Consider the following 23,047-nt stretch of genomic DNA (forward strand, 5'->3'; position numbering starts at 1 on the left):
TCTGATATTCAATTTTTATAAATTGTTAATCAACAGAGGATTTCAGATAGAAAAATCTCTATCTAATTATCTGGTTTAATATTAAAATTATGGAGAAGAAAATCCCTACGCTTTATGAGTGGGCGGGTGGTAATGAAGCACTGGAAAAACTTACGCAGGTATTTTATGAAAAAGTTTTTCAGGACGATTTGTTATATCCTGTGTTTAAAAATATGTCCGGAGATCATAGCAAACACGTGGCTCATTTCATCGGGGAAGTTTTTGGTGGGCCAAAACTTTATTCCGAGGTAGATCATGGAAGTCATTATAAGATGATTGCGCATCATTTGGGCAAAATGCTTGACGAACCCAAGAGGAAACGTTGGATTGAATTATTACTCGAAAGTTGTGACGAAGTCAATCTTGCTGATGATCCCGAATTCCGGTCAGCGCTCGTAGGATATCTGGAATGGGGAAGCAGGATTGCTGTAATTAATTCAAAAGAAAATGAAAATCCTCTGGACGATTCTGAACCGATGCCGGTCTGGGGATGGGGAGAAACGGGCGGGCCTTATGTACCAAAATTAAATCCCTGATGGCAGTAAACATACTTACCATCAGGGACTAAAATTATAACAAAGATTTATAAATCGCCGGTTGCAACAGGTCTGTCATTTCTGGACCACTCGCTCCATGAACCTACGTAAAGGGCTGCGCCTTCAATGCCCGCTTCTTCCAAAGCCAAAAGTGTGTGGCAGGCAGTTACTCCTGAGCCGCAATGCACAATGATGTTTTCAGGATTATAATCACCCAGGGCATCTTTATATTTTTCTCTTAATTCATCTGGTGAAAGAAAATTCCCCTCTGCGTCCATATTTCCCAGATAAGGAATATTAATCGCACCGGGTATATGGCCTGCAACAAGATCTATCGGTTCACTTTCTCCCCTAAACCTGAAATTTTCACGTACATCAATGACTATATAATTTTCATTTGCAGCAGCCTCGGCCACTTTTTCGATATTGGCAACGGGAGAAATCCAGTTTTCTACCGGATAAACCGGGAATTCCGTAAGTAAAGTTTCTGTTTCGTCGGTGACATTCAAACCTTCTTTTTTGATGGCATCAAGGCCTCCGCTTACTACATAAACTTCTTCATGCCCGATGGCCTTCATCATCCACCAGAAACGGGCCGCTGCCATAGCTCCTTTTTTGTCATCATAAACAATGATCCTCGTAGAAGGAGTGATACCAAGCCTGCCAAGCAACTCACCAAACTTAACCGCTTCCGGCAATGGATGGCGACCGCCAACGGCAGCATTTTCCGGTTTTTCTGACAAATCTGTTTCAAGATTGACAAATTGAGCCCTTTCCAAATGTTCACGTTCAAAACGATCTTCTGCATCTGCACCGCCCCTGGCATCGATTATTACTGTATCTCCGGTTGCTGAAAGCGGCTTGATTTCATCTGCTTTGATAATATTCATAATTTGTATTTGCTGATTAAGAATTCAATATAGCTTTTGGCCATTAGCTTTTAGCAATTAGTCATTAAAAATATTATTTCGAGTTTATGAAGACAACTATTTTGCCGGTTTAAATTCTACCAACTGTATCGTAAAATCTTTCGAAGGCCGTTTAATCGGATCCGAAAGTTCATTCATTTTTGAATTCAAAACATAGACCTGTTCACCTGACATCGTCGCTGTACTCGGCTGCTGGTAACGATCCTCCGCAGAAGTAGATGCCTTTAATTCAGCCGTTTGCCATCCATCGGTACTGGAAAGCTGATGTACTTTGTCAACGCCTTTGTTTTGAACCAAAACAAGGTTCCCAGTATTATCGAATAACATTCCATCTGCGCCTGGAAACAGATTTTTAATTTTTATCCGTGTTACGTTATCCGGACTTTTCAAATCAATTTTATATAACGCGCCCTGACTGTTATTATTCACAATCAGATAACCATCCTTATTAAATGCAATACCATTCAGACCAATATCTATGGATTCAAAATTTTCGCTTTTTGTAAAAACAGAAGGTTTTCCATCTTTATCAATTTTATAAACCACCGGAGAAAAACTGTCTGTCGCATAGATATTTCCCTGCAAATCGAAAGCAATGTCATTAATAAAATGTTTTCCTTCATACTGCGATGCCAGATCAATATCCTTCACTTTTTTCCCTGACTTTAAATCAATGGCAATAAGCCTGCCTATTTTTTTACGCGTGGATGGCTCCGAATATTTACTATAATTAGCATCCGAAACACAAGCCCATAAAAGATTCTGGTTCGGGTCCATTTTCAGTCCATAGGTTGATTTTAACAAAGAATCCTGATAAATGGGTTTATAAATTCCGTTCATATCCACGGTCCCAATCGTGCCGGTGGTGACTGAACCAACATAAAATAATTTGTTCTTACTGTTAAAAGTCACTCCTTCCGGATAAATTCCTGGCATTCCAAATTTGATTTTCGGTGATTGTGCCTGACTTTTACTATAAGAAGTCAACGCTATCAATATCAAAAGCAAACACTTTATATTTCTCATAATCTTATCATTTTTAATGTTTTCCAACTTATGATTTTGCCGGCATGATGCAGTAAATGATTCCATTTTCATCATCAGAAACGTAGATTTTCCCTTTTTTATCAATAATAATCCCCGCCGGACGACCGAAGCGTGTTTTGCCATCTGCGCTTAAAAATCCGGAAAAGAAATCATGAACTGACGCCGGTTTTCCGTTCACGAAGTGTATTCTCTGTATTTTGTAACCTTCCGGATTTTTCCGGTTCCAGGAGCCGTGCCATGCCACCAAAGCATCATTTTGAAATTCAGCAGAAAAACCGGCCGTTTTACCAATAAACCTGAAATCAATCGGTGCACTATGCGCCGCAAATGTCATAATTGCCGGTTTTGTATTTTTGGCATAAGCTTCTTTTGTAGTTCCCGTTGGATCTTCACGTGTCGGATCCACCTCCTGCATTCCGAAAACCCATGGCCATCCATAATCAGCACCGTCTTCAATTTTGTTTAGTTCTTCGGGAGGAATTCCATCGCCGCGCCAATCTGTACCGTTATCAATACCCCAGATTTCCTTCGTTTGTGGATGCCAGTCAAAACCAATCGTATTTCTGAGACCTCTTGAAAAAATCCTTCTGTTAGTCCCATCCGCATTCATCACCAGCATCGTGGCATTCTCCTTGTTCGTTTCCCCGCAATCGTTGCAGGTACTTCCTACGGTCATATATAGCAATCCGTCAGCACCGAAAGAAATCATCCGGTTGTCATGCTGGCCACCTTCTGGTAAGTCTTTAATTAAAGTCGATGTATCGGTCAACATTCCATTTGTGCCAATTTTACCTCTTTTAAGAATTTTGCTCGAAGCGAGATACATATACCCGTCATGAATCGTAATGCCATGAACGTCGGGGAATTGCGCCCATACGGTTTTCAAATCTTCAAAATTACCGTCACCATCTTTATCGGTCAGCATCAATATATCACCGACATCACGTCTGGTAACATATAAAGATCCGTTGTCTGACAAAACCATAATTCTGGGTTTCCCCAAACCGGAGGCGACTACGGACGTTTTAAATCCTGGCGGTACTTTAAGATTACTGACCATACTTTCCTTGAAATTCAGATGTTGCGGATAACTTGTATTGATGGTCGCTGTGAAGGGCTGTTTGGAAGGCAGACCTTTCTGTGCTTTTACCTTATTAAGAGAAATTGCACTTAATAAAGCAAAAATTAACATTTTACTGATAAAATGATTTTTCATGAAATTGATTGGATGAAGTGTAAATTTTCGATGGGATTAATTGAAATTCCGTTTCAGATATACAATTCTGAAAGATGCATTCACAGGATAAAATTATGCCAGATGCGGGGTATGAAAAACCCGGCTGATTTACAGAAAAGTGAAGAGATTATTGCCCTTAACAATTGAAATGAACCACTATTATTAAATAAATTACTTTCAATCCGGCGGTAAAAAATAGCACTAAACAGCTTACTCTATTTCAAACTGAATGTAAGATTCTATTTTGTTTCCCTATGCGTTATCTATTTAAATTTCTACGATCAATTACGTTACTAATTTCATTTTCCTCCGTTTCTCAACTTACTTATAGCCAAGTTATTTCTGTTTCCGATTTTGGGGTACAAGCGGATACATATGAGAATATCACACCCCGGGTTCAGAAGATTATTGATGACGCCATTGCCCGACATGACACACATATAACTTTCCCGAAAGGCCGCTATGATTTTTGGCCGGATGGTGCGATAAAGGCAAAATATTTTGTATCGAATACTTCCGCAGAAGAAGAAGATCCAACCAAAATAAAAACAATTGGAATGCTTTTCAAAAAGGCCAGGAACCTGACCATTGACGGGAATGGTTCGCTGTTCATTTTCCATGGAAAAATGACTACCATTGTTTTGGATCAGTGTGAAGGTATGAAACTTCAAAATATCCATGTGGATTTTGAACGGCCAACCATGTCGGAAATGCGTTATGTAAAAGTGGATGCTCAGGGTGTGAATATGGAAATCCATCCGGATGCAGCGTATTCCATCACTAACAGACAATTAATCTGGCATGGTGAAGGCTGGAAAACGAGTCATTTTCATAGTGTTGAATTTGATACCACATTGAAAACCTTGCGTTACAGTGACTGGAAGATTTTCAATACCAGCAGGGCTTCGGAGTTACGGCCCAATCTGGTACATTTTGACACACCCCATGATTTTAAACCCAAAGAGGGAAATATTTTAACAGTTCGCGATATCATCCGTGATCAGGTTGGTATGCTGATTCTTCAAAGCAAAAATATTAAACTTGAAGATCTGGGGATGCATTATATGCACGGACTGGGAATTGTGAGCCAGTATTCTGAAAACATTACCATGCAGCGTGTGACCTGCGCTCCAAGGGAAGAGACAAAAAGGCTTATTGCGTCCTCAGCCGATTTTATGCATTTTTCGGGATGCCGCGGTCAAATCAGAATAGAGGATTGCAAATTTTCAGGAGCACATGATGACCCTATAAATATACATGGAACGAATCTGCGAATCGTTGAAAAACTTGGGAACGACCGGTTGAAACTACGTTTTATGCATGGCCAAAGTTATGGATTCAATGCATTTTTCGCTGGCGATACTGTGGCTTTTGTTCACTCCGCTTCTATGCTCCGTTTTGAAAAAGGTATTGTTAAAACAATTGAAAAGATCAGCGACCGGGAAATAATCTTAACCTTTCAAAGTGTGGTACCAGCCGAACTTGAAGCCCGTGATTGTGTGGAAAATATGACCTGGACTCCACAGGTTTTGATTAAAAATAATTATTTCACCAGGACCAATACCAGAGGAATATTGCTGACCACACCTCGAAAAGCCCTGATAGAGAACAACATTTTTTATCGGACAGGCATGAGCGCAATTCTGATCGAAGCTGACGCAGAAGGATGGTATGAGTCGGGGCCTGTTCGGGATGTTACTATCAGGAACAATCAATTTATCGATTGCGCCTACCAGGGTGGGCCGGGTAATGCAGTTATTGGAATAAACCCCTCAAATAAAATTGCTGATTTTAAAAAACCGGTTCATTTTAATATTCATATTGAGAAGAATGTTTTTACCACCTTTGACTTTCCGGTACTCTATGCGAAAAGTACGCAGGGGTTGTTTTTTAATGGCAATACAATCATCAGAAGCAACACTTTGGCACCGCAATCCGAGAATAAAAAAATGTTTTATTTCAACGGTTGTTCACAAGTTGAAATAAGCAATACGAAGATGTCGGGTGAGGTTTTGGGCAGAAATATAAAGACCGAAAATATGCCCAAATCGGGTATAAGAATGACCGGAAATAAAAATCTGGTCATTGAATAATTACCAAAAAAGAAAACCTGGCTACGAAATCCATAAAGGATATGTAACCAGGTTTCTTATTATTTCAGTTTGGTAATAAACTTACCAGGTTGAATTTAAATTATTATGGTCTTGTAGTAGACGATCCACTTGATGGACGTGATGTACTGCTACCAGGCGTTGTTGATGACGGCGATGTTGTGCTGCCGGGTGTTGTTGTACTTCCTGGTGTTGTCGTGCTGCTTCCCGGAGTTGTCGAGCTACCAGGCGTTGTTGACGACGGGTATGAGCTGCTTCCAGGAGTTGTTGATGACGGCGATGTTGTGCTGCCGGGTGTTGTTGTAGAGCTACCAGGCGTTGTTGATGACGGATAAGAGCTGCTACCAGGTGTTGTCGACGACGGTGATGTTGTGCTACCAGGCGTAGTGGACGACGGATATGAGCTGCTGCCAGGTGTTGTCGACGATGGCGATGTTGTGCTGCCAGGTGTTGTTGTAGAGCTACCAGGCGTTGTTGATGACGGATATGAGCTGCTACCAGGTGTTGTCGATGACGGCGATGTTGTGCTGCCTGGTGTTGTTGTACTTCCCGGAGATGTCGATGGCTGCGTCATCGTTCCATTAGATTTGCTTTTAGAAGATCCACTTGGACGCGTTGAACTTGGAGTCGTACTGTTTGGAGTCGTGCTACCTGGCGTTGTTGATGGAGTTGTCTGTGCAAATGCAGCTGACGATCCTAAAAGCATGAATGCTATGATATTCAATTTAATACGTTTCATAATTTCTATTGTTTTTTGTTGATAAGTTGTAATTGACCTGGCTTAATAAATAATCATACCAATCCGGTTAAACTTCCTTAAAATTCCACAATGCGGAAAGTTGTTGAATTCCGGAATTTAATTTGCTGGCTTCCGGGTAAACATACCTCCCCAATTCACAGTTATTCTCTGCACCGCAAAAATTAAAAAACAGACGCTGCTCATGTTGGATAACAATTCATTCCGTAATAGCTAATAATTCCTTTACAGTTCCGCGAGCTTTTTGTTCTTCAATGAAGATTGTTTGCTGTCAAATAATTATGGGCTCTATAAAGATTACTTCTTAACGTGGAAGCCTGATTTTCAGAAGTCTGGCATAGATATAGATGATGTGTACACAATGTTGAACTGCTATATTATGAAACTTCGAAAGCTATGTTGCTTCCTACCTGCGTGCCTGATCTTACATGGTTTTCTGCCCGCTTCGGCACAAACCATAGAGCACAATAGTTGGCTTTTCTGGTCGCACCAGCAAAAAATTTCTGAAAGGTGGCAGTTTAGTGCTGATGTCCAGGTGCGTTCGGCAGATAAAATGGAGTATGTCAATACCTTATTAATTCGTCCCGGAATCGGTTATAAAATTTCTGATAATAAAACGATTACGATGGGCTATACCTATTTTGGTACCTGGGATAAAGAGAATGATAATAAAAATTACGAACTGGAAAACCGGATATTCGAACAGTTTCAAATAGAAAACGAGATCCGGCGAACAGAAATTACAAACCGGTTCAGATATGAACAAAGGTTCCTTGATCAGCAGAATAACAAAGCTTTTGCCCAGCGTTTCAGATATTATTTGCAAGCCCAAATCCCGTTGTTAGCCAATCCGCTCTTTACAAAAGGATTCTATTTGTCAGTTCAAAACGAGCTATTCCTGAATGTTCAGGGAAAAAATCAGGTCAATGATCATTTCTTTGACCAAAACAGATCCTATGCCGGGCCAGGTTATCGTTTTAGTGAAAATCTCGATCTGGAAGTCGGATACATGTTTCGCTACCAGATCATGAAGGAAGAAAATCTGCGAAATAATATTTTGCAGGTAGTGATCAAAACTTCATTTTGATATATAATTTTCTGCAAAGTCCTAAGCTCTTATCCCTTAGCATATATTCTACAAGTCTATCAAAATAATTGTACAACTATTAATATTATTTGTTACAATTTTTCTAAATTTACAAACACATGAAATCCCTCTTCATATCCGTAGCCAATTAGCAAAAAATACTTATTTATTATTCATGAAAAATTTCTACAATATGAAAATTTTAACGCGTTACTATTGGGTAATTATGTTACTGGTAGTAAATTTTGCCTGTACCGAGAAGGAACTGGCGAAGGAAGAAGAGCAGGATATTGTTATCAAAAAAGACGAGGTCATGCCTTTGATCGAAAATAAAACATGGGGACTTACCAAAATCGAGAAACAGATTGGTACAGGAACCAGATCAGAACTGCCAGCCTCACCAGAGTACACTGCTTACAAAACGCAATGTTCTTTTACATATTCAAGTGGATATGTGGGTTTTTATTCTGGTAACGAGTCGACAAGTGACACTGAAAAGCAAAAAAATAATTTCCCGTCTTATGCCCGAACATTCTCCATTTTTACGAGAATAAGTCTTCCGGTGGGATTGGATTATAGCTGGGATGACACAGCCGGAACCATGGTTACACACTGTTATGACGGAACAAAAATCCTCAAAATCCCCCTTGATCAAACTGCTTACCTTGAAAAAGGCACGCTTGTTCTTTACAAAGATATGGCCGCAGCCCAAGCTTCAAAAATTCCAGAAAACATTACTTTGGTTTCACAGGAAAAAGATGCTACCCTTGGCGCAGTTACTTACTACTACTCTTTCCGTCCGCTTTATCCGTACAAGCTGCATACAACACAATGGGAAAATGATAGTTTTGTAATGTTTTAAAAGATCGTTTTTTTTGCTCCATACTGAAAACCTGTTCGATGTGAGTCGGGCAGGTTTTTCTCCTTTTTATGCGTCTTTTTTTACAAAAAATTACGTTTTGTAAAAATTAATAGTCGCAAATCCCCCCTGATAAAGTCGTTTCCATACCCTGCAACCGACTTCTGATTCACGTATTTTTGTAATAATAAATCCTGATAAATAACCAATCCAAATCTTCGTTTAACCAAACAAAAACATTTAACAGTATGCAAAAAATTACACCGTTTCTTTGGTACGACAACCAGTTGGAAGAAGCCATGAATTTATACATATCCATCTTCAAAGATTCAAAAATACTGAGTGTGAGCCGGTATCCGGAAGGAAGCCCCGGACCTGCCGGTCAGATAATGACCGCGACATTTGAGCTCGAAGGACAAACTTTCTACGCACTTAACGGTGGGCCCGTTTTCAATTTCACCGAAGCGGTATCATTTTTTGTAGATTGCAAAACACAGGAAGAAGTTGATGATAAATGGGAAAGACTCTCAGAAGGAGGATCAAAAAGCCAATGTGGCTGGCTAAAAGATAAATTTGGCGTTTCCTGGCAAATAGTACCTTCAATTTTAGGTGAATTATTGGGTGATAAAAATCCGGCCAAGGCACAAAGTGTTATGCAGGCGATGCTGAAAATGACTAAACTGGATATTGCACTTTTGCAGGAAGCCTACGACAAGGCCTGATGTGGATCCTGCTCATCGCAGATTTAGAATTTGCGATGAGCGGGAATATTTCTAGCCGTCAATGGGCTTGATAAAAAATCATCATAATCTTTCGCCCGCATTTCTTTAATCAATTTCAATCAAATTATCATCCGGGATCCGATCAATCAGTTTGTTATATGGATCAATACCTGCTTTAACGGGTTTTCCCTTTACACGGATCGTAACAGTTTGGTTGCCCGGTTTAAGTTTATACTTTTTAATGAACAGAGGGTTTATCTGTTTCTGACCTGATTTGTTTTTTGATTCTGCTGCAAAAATTCCGATATCAACATAATCATTCATCGGTGCAACAGTTTCCTTCCCGGCGCTGTCTGCATACAATTTTTTCGTATTGAAAGAGAATTTCACATCGTAAAAATTCTTTCCCGCAGGCGTTGCCGTGACTTTTTCTGATTTGTTTTCATACAAAGTTATTTTCTTCCACGTATCGTTCAGATAGTACTTTACTGAATCAGGCGTATGTTTGTTAAGGTAAGAAAACAAATCATAACTCCCCGGAAAAGGTGGATTTTCCCGTAATGCAAATTCATCCCTGAATTCCCGAAGCGCATGGTTCACAGCCGTATCTCCAATAAGATCACGCAAACCGTACATGACCAGACTTCCTTTATAATACCATTCATATGGACGGTTACAGTTTATAAAAGTATTTTCCTTTTTGGCTTCATTGGCCCGGCCCCGCAAATATCTGTCAAGCTCATCTTTCAAAAAACGTTTCATATTGTCCTTTCCATATTTCTTTTCGGTGAGGATCAGTGCGGTATATTCCGCGAGGGCTTCGGAAATCAGATTGGAACCTCTTGTTTTATTGGGAGTAATTTGATGGCCCCACCACTGATGTGCCAATTCGTGTGCCGTTACAAAATAAGTATAGTCAAAATCGTCAGGACTCTTAAAATCCGCAACCCAGCCAAAAGCTTCTGAATAGGGAACCGTATTTGCAAAACTTTGTGCAAATCCTGCATATCTGGGAAATTCCATAAGGCGCATCTGGCGAAATTGAAAGGGCCCGTAGACATCCGAAAAATATTTCAGACCATCGACGTATGCAGCTTTGAACCGGTTCAGGTTGTAGGGATGATGTTTATCATAAAATATTTCAATGTTCACCGTTTTGCCGTTATCCAGTTTCAGCGGTTCTCGTAAAACTTCGTACCGGGCCGAAATTACGCTTTCAAATAATTGTATAGGGCTGTCCTGGATGTAATAGAAATATTTCCGTCCCTTTTCCTCCCAACTCTTTTGTAGATAACCTGGCGCAATAGCAATCTGGTCTGTGCTCGTGCTTAGCGTGGCTTCAAAATGTATAAGATCCGCGTTGTCGTTGAATAACATTGTGCTTCTGCCAACCGGATCATTTTGAGCTGGCAAATCGTCCTTTTTTTCTTTCAATCCCAGTTTTTTCCGATACTCATCGCTTTCCAGTTCAAGGCTTTCCTGATAACCCATTTGCGGAAAACCGCCGCTGTAAAATGTTCCATTATTAACGACTTCTCTGCTAAAACCATTATTTAAAAAACCTTTATTCCGCTTCACTGAATAAATTTCCATAACCGCAGAATCACCGGGCTGCATGGTTTTCTCTAAATTGTAAATCCGGTAACCCGCTACTTTTTCACCCTTCTTGAAAAATGTAAATTTGGAATAAGGCTGATGAAGCGGTTCTGTGTATTTAAGGTTTTTGCCATTATAGAGAAGTTTATATTCCAGATTGTCACCATCCAGCATATGTATTGTTCGGATCGGCTTGTTAGTCCTATTCTTAACCATCATTTTGGCATACATATTTAACCTTCTCTCCTCCGGAAAAATATCAGCTTTCAGGATAAGACTCGTAACCTTTGGATGCGGCAAGCCTTCGTACTTCTTCATTTTTTTCTCATACAGAGCCTGATTTGTCCTCAGTTCAGAAGCGCTGTAATAGTCATTGAGATAACTGACGTTGTAGTAAATATAGGCCCCGCTCATGAACCAACCGATAAAAAACACAGGAACCAGAAATTTTGGAACACCTGAATACCGCTCTTTTGCTACCCGGATTCTTTCGTTAAAACCACCCACAACACCGCGTTGGAAAAACAGATAAGCGATCGTTACCAGCAATGAGCCAAACAAAAGCCAGTAAAAATTAAACCAGAAAAGTGGTTTGCCAAAGTGCCCAAGACCGTTCATATCCGACCATTTATACTCGGGCGTGAAAAAATAGAAGAGCAGATTATAATCGTATTCCGCAAAATTACGAAGCAGAAACATGGCCGCCCAAATGAGCATCGCCACACCGTGTCCGGCAAATTTATTATTGACAATAACGTGCACGGCAAATGACAGCAGTATCATCTGGATAAAACCAGGTAAAGTAAGTAAGTACAGATCAATAAGATAAACCGGCAGATTATAATCCGTAAAACCTTTGAGCGTCTGGATAATGATCCCTATGAAAAGTGGGATTGTGGCCATAATAACAGCAATCCCAACAAGGCCGAAAAGTTTTGATAAATATAAAATGGTGTTGGAAACCGGAAGTGCATCATTCAGAATGTTGTAACGCGTTGCTTTTTCTCTGTGAACAGCCTCTCCGGTATAAAAAAGAAGAATTATGAAAATGAAAACGTTGTAATCGAAACCTTTAAAATCCATTATAAAAATCGTAAGCGGCCTGTCCCCTACGCTGTAAAGTGTATTGCCTATCCAGATATCCAGGATCAGAAAAATCAGTCCGCCCAGCAAAATCGCTCTGAAATAATTATCTCTGACAATATTTAAAAATTCAATTTTGGTAAGATTCCACAAAATCGTTTTTTTGTAACTGCCGCCAAATTGCTGCGTGACGTGTTTTAAAAGTCCCGGTGCTTTTTCATCCTTATCCTTTCCTGATTTTTTTTCCTTTGAAATCTCAGGCTGTAAAAACTTTTGAAAGCTGAATTGGTAATAAGTAAATAATATTAAAGCTATGGCCAACCCCAACCATATCAGCCTGTTCAGCAGATAAATATTCGTTATCGGAACGGGCAAATTATTCTTTTCATATGGTGTCGAAAAGCGGGTTTCAAGATTGAAAGTATTTATTGCAAACGGATCAAGAAGTTTAACAAGCTCACGATTTTCAATATCTCTGACCAAAAAATTACCCAACAGATAAGCGATCAGCAGAAGGATACTGGCAGAATAAATCACTTTTACATTTCTTGTAAAAGAGACAAGCGCAAAAAATATGGTTGAGGACAATAGTAAATTTCCTATGGCAAAGGCGAAGTAAGGATAGAAATAATTCCATAGTCCATAACTCCCAACCCTTTCCGCAGCTATCCAGCCAAACATGGGGCCGGCGAAAGTTCCTGTCAAAGTTCCAAAACTAAAACCGGTACCGATTAATAAAACGAATACAAAAGAGCCGAAAAATCTTCCCCAGAAATAACCACCTTTTGTTATTGGAATCGCATAAAAGTAATTGCGTGTCTGATATTCGATGTCCCGGTAAAGCGGTACGCCCATCACTGCTGAACAGACCATCATCATTGTGAAACTAAAAAATATATTTCCTTCCGCAATCGTCCAGGGAGCGTTGTACATCACCTTTTCCGAAGCCGCCGACCAGCCACCGGCCACAGAAAGAAAACCGACGAGAAAATAGATGAAGAAGTAAATCCAGGTGGCAGGACGATTGTAGCGATATTTTATTTCGAACAAAAATATTTGACGGAACATGCCGGAGTCTTTTTATGAGTCAGGGAATATTTTTACAAATGAAATCAGGACAAAAGATTTACATCGAAACCGTATCCAGTTTGCTGGCTATCTGATGAAAGTAAATATCTTCCAAAACCGGTTCAGCCGGCAGGAATTCGTTTCCGGGATCTGATTCAGAAAATACCCTAATTCCCAATTTGCCGCTTTTCATCTGTTCTGAAATAACCTGATAATTTTCTCTGTAACTCAACTTATCACCCTTGTCTATGAGCTTGCTGTAAACTTTACCATTCAATTCTTTAACAGCTTCGTCCGGATTTCCATTTCTGAGTACTTCTCCCTTACAAATAATTGCGAAATCACTACACAAAGTCCGCACGTCTTCCACAATATGCGTAGATAAAATCACAATGGTATTTTCTCCCAACTCACTCAATAAATTGTAAAAGCGATTACGTTCCGCCGGATCCAGACCTGCCGTTGGCTCATCGACAATGATCAGTTTGGGATTCGCCAAAAGTGCCTGCGCAATTCCGAAACGTTGTTTCATACCACCGGAAAAGGTACCAAGATGTTTTTTGCGGTCATTATATAAATTCACTCTGTCGAGCAAAGCTGCGACGGTTTGTTTTCTTTCATTGGCATTCAGAATTCCTTTTAACTGAGCAATATGATCCAGCATCAATTCCGAACTGATTTTGGGGTATACCCCAAACTCCTGCGGCAAATATCCCAGTATCTTCCTTACCTCTGCCTTGTCTTTGAGCACGTCAAGTTCATCCAGAAAAATGCTTCCCGCATCTGCTTCCTGCAAAGTGGCAATTGTCCGCATTAATGAAGATTTGCCGGCTCCATTAGGACCAAGCAAGCCAAACATTCCGGTTTCTATAACCAGGTTTATTCCTTTCAGCGCCTGAACACCATTTGGATAAGTTTTTTGAAGATTCCGGATAGTTAGTTTCACAGGGTTGAGATTTTTTAAATGATAGGAATGACGTCTTCAATTTCGTAAACTTCTCAATAATAACAAATTAAGGATTTAAAAAATATTAATAATTTAAACAAATCTAGAAATAAATGTTTGCGGAAAGCAACCGTTAAATCAGTTTTGGATGTATTTCGGATGTCGGTTTCCGTTTCATTGTTGAGTTGTTGAGTTGAAAATTCCATTGAAGAGTTACTGGATAGCGTATGTGAATATACGCTCCATAGGAGCATCCTGCATTAGTACTTAAATATTCGTTAGGCGTTTATTGCGTTCGTTTCAGGCTATAAAAATCAGAAATCAAAAAGATATCATTCAAATACCCGGAATTTCCGGATACTTATTAATTTTAGATGACATATTAAACAATCCGTTACATGCAATCAAACGCCTCTACGCCCCAGGAATATGTGGATTCACTTCCGGATGACCGGCAATCTGCTATTAATGAATTGAGAAAAGTAATTACTGAAAACTTGCCGTCAGGATTTAACGAGGTCATGAGTTATGGCATGATCGGCTATGTAATTCCGCATTCGACTTATCCGGATGGCTATCATTGCAATCCATCGCTTCCGCTGCCTTTCATGAATATAGCTTCACAAAAAAATTTCATAGCGGTTTACCATATGGGAATATACGCAAATGAAGAACTCATGAACTGGTTTACCGGCGAATATGCCAAACACATTACGACCAAACCGGATATCGGGAAAAGCTGCCTGCGTTTTAAAAAAGTTGATCAGATACCGTTTGCACTGATAGGCGAACTTGTTTCAAAGATAACTGTGGAAGAGTGGATAAATCTTTATGAGTCGCTTTATAAAAGGAAAAAATGAATACTTTAACCTGTTACGAAACTCTTAAACTATTGTCTATTCAACTCATCATCAATCCTGTCTTGTAAGTTTTGTTTAAAATTATCGTCCAGTTTCCTTTCCTTATTTTGTGAATTCATCAGAAGATTTTTGACCATTTGATTGATCAAAATGCTTTGTTTTTGAAATACACGACAAACCGAACATCCTGTGAGGTGTATCTTTAGTTCAATGTTTTCTCTGAAGGTCAGCTTCTTGATCTGCTTTTTTTCAATCAGAAATGTGGCTTGCCGACAATTATATATTATTCCTTTTAAAGAGTTCATAACGTTTTTAATTAAATCCAGTTTTTTTGAAGACAGGCACGAAGGTTAAGCTTGGCCCGATGTATAATCACCCAAAAATTGGAAGACGATATTTTCAAGTACTCACAAATATGCTCCGTTACCTCGTCGTCCATATGTTTCATAGTGAAAACGGCGGACCACAAAACAGGTAACTTTTCCATACATTTTTGAAGGATAACAGAAAACTCTGCACTCACAAGCAGATCCTCCTCCTCTCCTATTTCCTTTGGTCTGAAAGCTTCGTTCCAATGCCCGTCGTTCGGATCAAAAAAGTCATTTTGAGCCCGTTCTGCCTCCGTGACATCAGACTGTCTTTCAGGACCTGACGATTTTTTCCGGTAAACATCGATAATTTTATTTCTCAAAATCGCTGTTAACCAGGTACGCTCCGAGCTTCTGCCCTCGAAGGTTTTAATTCTCTCCAATGCAGCAAGAAAAGTTTCCTGAACAAGGTCTCTCGCAAGCTCCTCATCGTTAACACGCGAGACAGCGTATGTATACAAGTAATCGGCATACTTTTTCACCCATTGGCGCGGATCAACCATTACACTTTCGGATGACAACCTGCTTTTATCCATTTTTTTTATGTAGGGAAAATCTTCATTATGATTAACAGCCTGAATTGCTTTTCCAAGATTTTAAATACCTATCTTATGGTTAGACTTGCTGAACAGAAAAACCTTACAAATTTTTACACATTTTTTGTAAGGTTTCGAAAAGATAAGCGACTAAGGGTGAAAAAGCTAATTTGAAATATCATTTAAATACCTCTTCAAATGAAAGTTATAAAAGAAAAACATTCTCTGGTTATGCGTTGGACACATTGGGTAAACTTCCCTTTACTAACGATCATGATTTGGAGCGGAATGTTGATTTATTGGGCAAATGACGCGTATTCGATCACCATTTTCGGCTATACTTTCTATCATTTTTTCCCTGATGCGGTATTTACTTTCTTCCATATACCCTACCGGCTTGCGGAAGGAATGGCATTTCATTTTTTGTTTATGTGGTTTTTTACCCTGAACGGCTTGTTCTATGTTTTGTACACAATTTTTTCAGGAGAATGGCGAAATCTCGTTCCCGAAAAAAAGTCTTTCAAAGAAGCCTGGCTCGTACTTTTACACGACCTGCATATCCGAAAAACGGCTCCGCCGCAGAACAAATACAATGCGGCACAACGGATTGCATACACCGCCATTATAGTTATGGGCCTGGGTTCTGTTCTTACCGGATTGGCGATTTATAAACCTGTTCAGTTTTACTGGTTATGCTGGATTTTTGGAGGCTATAATCTGGCCAGGATACTGCATTTTGCGTTAACGCTGGGTTATTTATTTTTCTTTATTATTCACATTGTCCAGGTAATTATTGCAGACTGGAATAATTTCAGGTCGGTGATTTCCGGTTTTGAAGTTGTTACAGAAAAACCCGCGATCATCTCAGGAAAACCTGATGAGGAGCGAAATGCTTCGGATAATGAAAGTCTTGTAATCGAATAATTTCTATTTAAACCACGACAATGATATGGAGATTATTGATCCAAAAAATAAAAAGCAACTTACTGTTGATCAAAAAATTAAAAGGAGGACTTTTATCTCATTCGCAACATTTTTTGCTTTCGGTGCGGCAACTTATGAAGGCTGGAACTGGCTTTATAAAGCTCCCGCCGAACCTAACGGTGTAACGGCAAGAGCCCGAAAACCGCTGCGGGCTGCTTTGAACAAAACCGAGATTTTTTTCAGGAAGTTTTTTAGCGATAACCATCTCGTGAAAACTTATCCAAAAGAAATGGCCGCAAAACGAGTACGGATCAATAGTAATATCGGCAATGAAGATAAAAATTTCAATCCTGAAAACTGGCTGTTATGCGTTGTAAAAAGTGACGGGGAAATTTTGAAAGTCAGTTTAGATGCGATCAAAGCCTTACCCAAAACCGAAATTATATTTGATTTCAAATGCGTTGAAGGCTGGGATCAGATCCAGCACTGGGCAGGCGTTCGTTTTATTGATTTTATCAAACATTATAAACTGGACGATATAACTTCGATGCAGTATGTTGGAATGGAAACGCCAAGCGGAAAATACCAGGTGGGCCTGGATATGGAAAGTGCCTTGCATCCGCAAACAATCCTGGCTTATGAAATGAATGATGCACCGCTGCTGACTGCTCATGGTGCACCGCTTAGGCTGATTATCCCTGTGAAATATGGAATTAAAAACCTGAAATGTATCGGGAAGATTTCATTTAGCAATCAGCGCCCACCGGATTACTGGGCTAAAAGGGGCTATGATTACTACTCCGGATTGTAGTATAATAAAACCTCCGATCAGAATTTTAATTGACCAAAAATTGTTTTCAATAATCACTTCATACATTAAAAATGAAAAAGTTAAATATAATAATTGCGTTCATTATGCTGCTGTCGATGAATGCATGTGGCCAAAGTCGTAGTAGTAAAAACAAAGAAAGTGCGGTGGATGTTGCCTCATTTCCCGGAGCCAAGCCTGACGCGGAATGGAAAAAGGTTTTGTCATCCGAGGCTTATCATATTATGGTGGAAAGGGGTACTGAAATTCCTTTTAGAAATCCTTACTGGAACAATCACAAAAAGGGAATTTATGTAAGTGCTGCGACTGGAAAACCATTATTCAGTTCGGATACCAAATTTGAATCGGGCACAGGCTGGCCAAGCTTTTTCAAACCCATCGATTCCAAAGCGGTGAAAGTGGTAACGGATAATTCACTGGGTATGTCGAGAGATGAAGTGGTGGAAACCAGTACAGGTTTGCATTTAGGCCATGTTTTTGACGACGGCCCTGCTCCAACAGGAAAACGGTATTGTATGAATTCCTGGGCGTTGAAGTTTATTCCTGCCAAATAAAAATTTAAATTAGAATTATAAAAACAGGGTCGGCCAGAATAAACTGGCCGACCCTGTTTTGTGTTAATCTATCTTTTAAAATTATTTCCCGTTGAGAAAATTCCTGATTGCAGTAAGATACTGCTCCGGGTTATCCCTGATTTTATTGTGTCCTGAGTTTTCAATAATTTCCACTTTCGAGCCCGGGATTTCCTTTTGAAATTCATACATCGTTTCCGGCCTTGCCTCATCAAATCTACCGGTGACGAATAAAACCGGCACTGTTATTTCATGGAGATTAGGCGTTCTCTCAAAATTTTTCAGCGTACCTGTCGCGTTAAATTCGGTTGGGCCCCACATATATCTGTAAATTTCTCCATTACCTTTTCCTGATCCTGCACAATCAGGAGCGGAAATTCTTGCTCCGGGTTTTCGGCTGAGATAATTTATATTGAAAGTATCCGTTGCTGCCGCATAGGATTTGTGGTCGTAGATTTTCAGACTTTCATATTTATTGATCGAATCCTGAACTGGTTTTGAAAGCTGGGAAATCAGGATTTTGGCATCACGCATCCATTTTGAAGTACTGATCAGTGGCCCGGCAAAAATTACAGACTTTACCCCTTTTGGCTTTTTGGTCACCATATATTCCACAGCTACCGTTCCGCCCCAGGAGCTTCCAAGAATATTAAGTTCTTTCAGATCCAGTGCCTTTCGCAGCGCATCAATCTCGTCAACAAATCTTGGCAGTTGCCAAAGTGTAGTATCCGTTGGCCGGTCGGAATGTCCGGAACCTAGCTGATCGTAAAAAATAACAGGACGATCGTCTCCCAAAGTGGAATATCCCGGAATTCCCTCACAACTTCTGCTGCCAGGTCCGCCGTGAATCAATAATAACGGAACACCTTTTCCGGTTCCGACAACTTTGTACCAGATACGTCCGCCTTTAACTTCAACAAAACCTTCTCCTGGCTTTATTTTTCCCGGAGCAGCACCAGTCAAAAAAACAGACAGAAATAAAATAGCGGCGAAATATTTCATTGATAGTAAAATAAATTTGATATCATTCACAGGATACATTGTGTTCCTGATAAGAATTTTAACAGGTAATATGTTGAACTTGAATTAAATACAAACATAAGTCGTCATCATCAGAACCGAATCGGACAAAGCCAGAATGGTATGCGCCATGTTGGGATGAAAAACAGCCACCTGTCCCTGAATGCTTTGGATAATTTTTCCATCCGTTTCGGTCTGGATTTCTCCCTGCATAACCTGCAAAGTATAAAACTCATCCATTCGCTGATGGTTCAGCACGGCACCGGATTTCAAGGCTGTGATAACCATGGTCATTCCTGAGGATTTAAAAACCGTTATTCCATTTCTGTCATTTTTCTCCCACGATTTTTCGCTTTTCAACTGTTCAACAAAGGTTGGAATATCAATAAAAACATAAGGAGCGTCAATAATACGATCTCCTCCCGGGCGATTTTTTGTGGCTTGATTAGTTTTGATATCCATAAGAATGACGGTTTGATTTTTAGAAAAATTCAAATTTCATTACAGCACGTGAGCATATAAACCTACACATTTTATGTCGTTTTTCCTTGGCATAAAAATTTATCCTAATGAGAAAATTTCAATCAAAAACTGTCAACTGTACAGACCGTTATGAGCAAAATAAAATTTACTTTCTCTCTCATTAAAGATAGTTTTAATGAATTCATGAATGATAATGGCCTGAAACTTGCCGCGGCATTATCGTACTATACCATATTTTCACTGGCTCCGATGCTGCTTGTCATCATTTCCGTTGTTAGTTTTTTTTATGGCAAAGAAGCGTTTACGGGTGAGCTTTTCGGTCAGATCAGCGGGTTGGTGGGAAAAGATGCAGCCGCTCAGCTTCAGGAGATTATCAAGAATGCAGAGATATCCAACAAGTCAACTGTTGCGGCGACGGTGGGTATAGTAACGCTGCTTATTGGTGCGACAGGGGTTTTTGCAGAAATCCAGGATTCTATCAATTATATATGGTCGATAAAATCAAAACCTAAAAAAAGCTGGCTGGCTTATCTTAAAAACAGGCTATTATCATTTTCTGTAATACTTACGCTTGGGTTTCTGTTGATTGTATCTCTGGGTGTAAACACTGCCATTGATCTGTTGAGCAGCAAGTTGGAAAGTCACTTTTCAGAAGTTTCTGTCATTGTTTTTACGGCATTGAATATTTTGCTGGTGCTCATTGTGCTGACTGCATTATTTACTGCGATTTTTAAAGTGTTACCCGATGGACATGTGCGATGGAAAGAATGTATGATCGGGGCAGCTTTCACCGCTGTACTTTTTGCCATCGGGAAATCGGGAATCAGTTTATATCTGGGCCAGCAGGATCTTGGCGCAACCTATGGCGCATCCGCATCCATTGTCATACTGCTCACCTGGGTCTATTATTCCTCAATTATTCTATACTTCGGTGCTGAATTTACCAAGGTTTACGCCAAAACGGATGGTGAAGATATTTCCCCGAATGAGCATGCAGTATTAATTTCGAGACTGGAAGTGGTGGAAAAACATGGTTCAGAAGTACCAGCGGCTCCGGAATCATCATTCAAAATGATTGCATCTTTACCCGAAGATGGCAAAAAGTTAATTCATACAGTTATCAAATTTATTGATGACAAATTCGATCTTGTAAAACAACAAATCTTACCGGTTTTTGAGTCCGTTGCAGCCACAGTAACATTTTACGTTTTAACTGCTATACTGGGTTTTTCAATTCTTGTAACTTGTTTAATTCTGCTGGGAAATTTCCTTAACGAAGCACTGGACAGCTATTATCTGGGGTATTTGATTTTGCTGGGCGTCTTTGTAATTTTTGGAACCGCCACCATTCTTCTTCGAAAAAGGATACTTGACATGGTTCGTAAAATTCTGCTTTCCATGAATAAAGCCTGATTACCGCTGAATAATCGGGCAAAAAATGCAGCATATGATTTGCCAGGTTTGGTGATCATATACTGCATTTACTTTTATTTCTCCTGAACTATCACCTTTCCAATCATTTTATCCTGCATGATAATGATATACAACCCTGATGTTAGGGTTTCAATATTGATCTTTTGACTTTGTTTCAAAATAGTCTGGGCTAAAACTATTTTTCCGGATTGATCTATAATTTTAATTTTGGCAGGAAAAGCATTGTCGCTGGCTTTAATCCGGACAAAGTCGCGGGCTGGTGAGGGATAAACAGCTATTTGATCAAAGCCTTTTCTCTCAACCGATACCATACCGGAATAAGCATAAGTCGCGTCCATATCAATCATTTTCAGACGATAGTAATATATTGGCTCCAATAATTTTGTGTCTGGAAAGTTGTAGTTGGAATGATTAACAACATTGGATTGAATAATGGCCAGCTTTTCAAATCGTTTTCCATCCGTACTTCTTTCAATCTCAAATTGTTTAAAATTGATTTCATCAGTCGTTTTCCATGTTATCAAAATCTGATTTTCATTAGTTTCCTCTGCCTCGAAAGATTGTAATTTGACGGGTAGCGGTGCGCTCAGACACAATGCATTCATTTTTGCCGCATGTGTGGCAAGTCCAAAATCCGGGTCGTTTATTATCGTACTTCCATATGTTGAAAGATTAGTAAAACTGCCATTCATACTAATCCGGCGACCATTTATTCCTTCGCAAAAATCATCCGTCCAGGTCCAGGCCATCCAGCCCACGTTGTGGTTCTGGCAACTTTGAAGCAGATTTTTATAGGCTGGAATTATATTGGAACAAGGTCCTGTGGCATCCTGAATGTTGGCGATTTCACCCAAAACAATCGGAAATGAGGCATTGGCAATTTGCTGAACGCGCGCTTCCATGGCCGCAGCATTATCAGCATACCAATATGCATGGGCACTCATAATAATATTATGCATGGGATCCTGCGTTTGAAGCGCGGCTCCGACCTGCAAAGCGATGTCCAGACTTTGTCCGCAATCGGGTGCGTCGATCATCAACGGAACCTGAATTCCTGCTGTTCGTAAATCTGTTATGACGGTTTTGTAATGATTGAGCCAGGTCGTGTAAGCTGATGACGGATCCGATGCCCAATTTACATTACCAAATTCATTGGCAACATTTACGATGACATAACCTTTATGTTTGGTGATCAAATTTTTGACCGATTGCTGCCTCCACCAGGGTAAAATGATGTTGTTAAACTGAACATAATCATTGGAGCAAGTAAGGTCATGCAGGTCGATTACAGAAACAATTCCGGCATTTTGAAAACGTGTGATGACCACATCAAGGTCTGCAACAGTATAGGGTTTCCAGTTTGCTGCACGGTTTGCATACCATTCAATTCTGACGATATTGGGTTTCGCTTTTATAATTTCGGCAGACAATTCATTGTTTACGCCTGTTGGGTCTCCGTTAATATTGGCTGGAAATTCCCAATCGTCTGCCAAAGAATAATTGACACCTCTTGGTATAAACGCCTCATTACAAGGACTCATGATCACATTTCCCTGTGTATGAATGGTACCCTCGGCATAAGCCGGGGTTTCAGGAACCGGTGCACAGGAAGGCGCTGTGGTAATGGAATATGCTTTCAAAAAATCCCAGATAACCTGGGCCGGATTAAATCCTGTAACCGCTGGCCAGTTGTGCCCCACACCAGCTACCCGGATGAGTGAAATCTCCTTTGCAGGCGGCGTACCGGCACAGAAGGAAAGCTTGGTTACATTGGGGGCTATTGTCCCATTGGGAAGTGTGTAGGTAACTTTGCCGCAAGTATAGTAGGAAAACTCAGTAAGCGGCCACTCGCTCCAATCCGTTGGCTTATGGTCGGGATCGGGATAATCGACAGTGCCGTCAGGATCTCCATGAATATGAAGGATTGGAACCGGCTTGAAATTTGCGCTGCTGAAATAGGAATAATTGCCATTATTTGCATACATATTACCAGCGACCGGTGCA

General features: G+C 40.0%; 20 protein-coding genes. 10 read left to right on the top strand and 10 right to left on the bottom strand.

Annotation, left to right across the window (positions count from 1 at the left end; all coding sequences use genetic code 11):
- Positions 1 to 89: 89 nt before the first annotated feature.
- Positions 90 to 575 (top strand): group II truncated hemoglobin, encoded by a 486-nt coding sequence (locus tag LXL81_RS10730; protein WP_234646777.1) that lies wholly within the window; start codon positions 90 to 92, stop codon positions 573 to 575.
- A gap of 47 nt (positions 576 to 622) precedes the next feature.
- On the opposite strand, the gene LXL81_RS10735 is transcribed toward LXL81_RS10730, so the two are convergent.
- The 3 genes from LXL81_RS10735 to LXL81_RS10745 all read right to left on the bottom strand — a co-directional run bounded on the left by LXL81_RS10735 (position 623) and on the right by LXL81_RS10745 (position 3,767).
- Positions 623 to 1,465, bottom strand: a complete 843-nt coding sequence (locus LXL81_RS10735; protein ID WP_234646778.1) for a sulfurtransferase — start codon at positions 1,463 to 1,465, stop codon at positions 623 to 625.
- 96 nt (positions 1,466 to 1,561) lie between these two features.
- Positions 1,562 to 2,530 (bottom strand): gluconolaconase, encoded by a 969-nt coding sequence (locus LXL81_RS10740; protein WP_234646779.1) that lies wholly within the window; start codon positions 2,528 to 2,530, stop codon positions 1,562 to 1,564.
- A gap of 28 nt (positions 2,531 to 2,558) precedes the next feature.
- The gene (locus tag LXL81_RS10745; RefSeq protein WP_234646780.1) at positions 2,559 to 3,767 is read right to left on the bottom strand and encodes a sorbosone dehydrogenase family protein; all 1,209 of its coding nucleotides are present in this window, start codon (positions 3,765 to 3,767) and stop codon (positions 2,559 to 2,561) included.
- A 275-nt stretch (positions 3,768 to 4,042) separates the two neighbouring features.
- Between LXL81_RS10745 and LXL81_RS10750 the strand changes: the two genes are divergently transcribed.
- On the top strand, positions 4,043 to 5,881 hold the full coding sequence (locus tag LXL81_RS10750; RefSeq protein WP_234646781.1) for a right-handed parallel beta-helix repeat-containing protein: 1,839 nt from the start codon (positions 4,043 to 4,045) through the stop codon (positions 5,879 to 5,881).
- A 103-nt stretch (positions 5,882 to 5,984) separates the two neighbouring features.
- Here LXL81_RS10750 and LXL81_RS10755 read toward each other — a convergent pair whose 3' ends face one another.
- Complete coding sequence (locus LXL81_RS10755) at positions 5,985 to 6,638, bottom strand: hypothetical protein (RefSeq protein ID WP_234646782.1); 654 nt, start codon at positions 6,636 to 6,638, stop codon at positions 5,985 to 5,987.
- Positions 6,639 to 7,035: 397 nt separating this feature from the next.
- Between LXL81_RS10755 and LXL81_RS10760 the strand changes: the two genes are divergently transcribed.
- From LXL81_RS10760 to LXL81_RS10770, 3 genes are all read left to right on the top strand, one after another.
- Entirely contained in the window at positions 7,036 to 7,743 is a 708-nt protein-coding gene (locus tag LXL81_RS10760; protein ID WP_234646783.1) for a DUF2490 domain-containing protein, read from the top strand.
- A 193-nt stretch (positions 7,744 to 7,936) separates the two neighbouring features.
- Positions 7,937 to 8,605 carry a hypothetical protein gene (locus tag LXL81_RS10765; RefSeq protein ID WP_234646784.1) on the top strand — a complete coding sequence of 223 codons (669 nt, stop codon included), beginning with the start codon at positions 7,937 to 7,939 and terminating at the stop codon, positions 8,603 to 8,605.
- 245 nt (positions 8,606 to 8,850) lie between these two features.
- A complete protein-coding gene (locus LXL81_RS10770; protein ID WP_234646785.1) occupies positions 8,851 to 9,324 on the top strand; it encodes a VOC family protein in 474 nt (157 codons plus the stop codon).
- A 105-nt stretch (positions 9,325 to 9,429) separates the two neighbouring features.
- Here the strand turns inward: LXL81_RS10770 and LXL81_RS10775 are convergent, their stop codons facing one another.
- Together LXL81_RS10775 and LXL81_RS10780 are read right to left on the bottom strand one after the other, a co-directional pair.
- On the bottom strand, positions 9,430 to 13,071 hold the full coding sequence (locus LXL81_RS10775) for a M1 family aminopeptidase (protein ID WP_234646786.1): 3,642 nt from the start codon (positions 13,069 to 13,071) through the stop codon (positions 9,430 to 9,432).
- 58 nt (positions 13,072 to 13,129) lie between these two features.
- A complete protein-coding gene (locus tag LXL81_RS10780) occupies positions 13,130 to 14,017 on the bottom strand; it encodes an ABC transporter ATP-binding protein (RefSeq protein ID WP_234646787.1) in 888 nt (295 codons plus the stop codon).
- 398 nt (positions 14,018 to 14,415) lie between these two features.
- On the opposite strand from LXL81_RS10780, the gene LXL81_RS10785 reads away from it, so the two are divergent.
- Positions 14,416 to 14,877 carry a DUF1801 domain-containing protein gene (locus LXL81_RS10785; RefSeq protein WP_234646788.1) on the top strand — a complete coding sequence of 154 codons (462 nt, stop codon included), beginning with the start codon at positions 14,416 to 14,418 and terminating at the stop codon, positions 14,875 to 14,877.
- Between the two features lie 316 nt (positions 14,878 to 15,193).
- Here LXL81_RS10785 and LXL81_RS10790 read toward each other — a convergent pair whose 3' ends face one another.
- Positions 15,194 to 15,781, bottom strand: coding sequence for a sigma-70 family RNA polymerase sigma factor (locus LXL81_RS10790; RefSeq protein WP_234646789.1), 588 nt, complete (start codon positions 15,779 to 15,781; stop codon positions 15,194 to 15,196).
- Positions 15,782 to 15,979: 198 nt separating this feature from the next.
- Here LXL81_RS10790 and LXL81_RS10795 point away from each other — a divergent pair, with 198 nt between their 5' ends.
- From LXL81_RS10795 to msrB, 3 genes are all read left to right on the top strand, one after another.
- On the top strand, positions 15,980 to 16,705 hold the full coding sequence (locus tag LXL81_RS10795; protein WP_234646790.1) for a cytochrome b/b6 domain-containing protein: 726 nt from the start codon (positions 15,980 to 15,982) through the stop codon (positions 16,703 to 16,705).
- Between the two features lie 25 nt (positions 16,706 to 16,730).
- Positions 16,731 to 17,516, top strand: coding sequence for a molybdopterin-dependent oxidoreductase (locus tag LXL81_RS10800; RefSeq protein ID WP_234646791.1), 786 nt, complete (start codon positions 16,731 to 16,733; stop codon positions 17,514 to 17,516).
- A 71-nt stretch (positions 17,517 to 17,587) separates the two neighbouring features.
- Positions 17,588 to 18,088: a peptide-methionine (R)-S-oxide reductase MsrB gene (gene msrB / locus LXL81_RS10805; RefSeq protein WP_234646792.1), complete on the top strand. Its 501-nt coding sequence runs from the start codon at positions 17,588 to 17,590 to the stop codon at positions 18,086 to 18,088.
- An 81-nt stretch (positions 18,089 to 18,169) separates the two neighbouring features.
- On the opposite strand, the gene LXL81_RS10810 is transcribed toward msrB, so the two are convergent.
- Positions 18,170 to 19,108 (bottom strand): proline iminopeptidase-family hydrolase, encoded by a 939-nt coding sequence (locus LXL81_RS10810; protein WP_234646793.1) that lies wholly within the window; start codon positions 19,106 to 19,108, stop codon positions 18,170 to 18,172.
- Positions 19,109 to 19,192: 84 nt separating this feature from the next.
- Positions 19,193 to 19,588 carry a hypothetical protein gene (locus LXL81_RS10815; protein WP_234646794.1) on the bottom strand — a complete coding sequence of 132 codons (396 nt, stop codon included), beginning with the start codon at positions 19,586 to 19,588 and terminating at the stop codon, positions 19,193 to 19,195.
- 150 nt (positions 19,589 to 19,738) lie between these two features.
- On the opposite strand from LXL81_RS10815, the gene LXL81_RS10820 reads away from it, so the two are divergent.
- Positions 19,739 to 21,022 carry a YihY/virulence factor BrkB family protein gene (locus tag LXL81_RS10820; protein WP_234646795.1) on the top strand — a complete coding sequence of 428 codons (1,284 nt, stop codon included), beginning with the start codon at positions 19,739 to 19,741 and terminating at the stop codon, positions 21,020 to 21,022.
- Between the two features lie 74 nt (positions 21,023 to 21,096).
- Here LXL81_RS10820 and LXL81_RS10825 read toward each other — a convergent pair whose 3' ends face one another.
- A complete protein-coding gene (locus tag LXL81_RS10825) occupies positions 21,097 to 23,028 on the bottom strand; it encodes a T9SS type A sorting domain-containing protein (RefSeq protein ID WP_234646796.1) in 1,932 nt (643 codons plus the stop codon).
- Positions 23,029 to 23,047 lie beyond the last annotated feature (19 nt).

Source organism: Dyadobacter sp. CY356 (genome assembly GCF_021440195.1).
In the GTDB taxonomy this organism is placed as follows: Bacteria; Bacteroidota; Bacteroidia; order Cytophagales; family Spirosomataceae; genus Dyadobacter.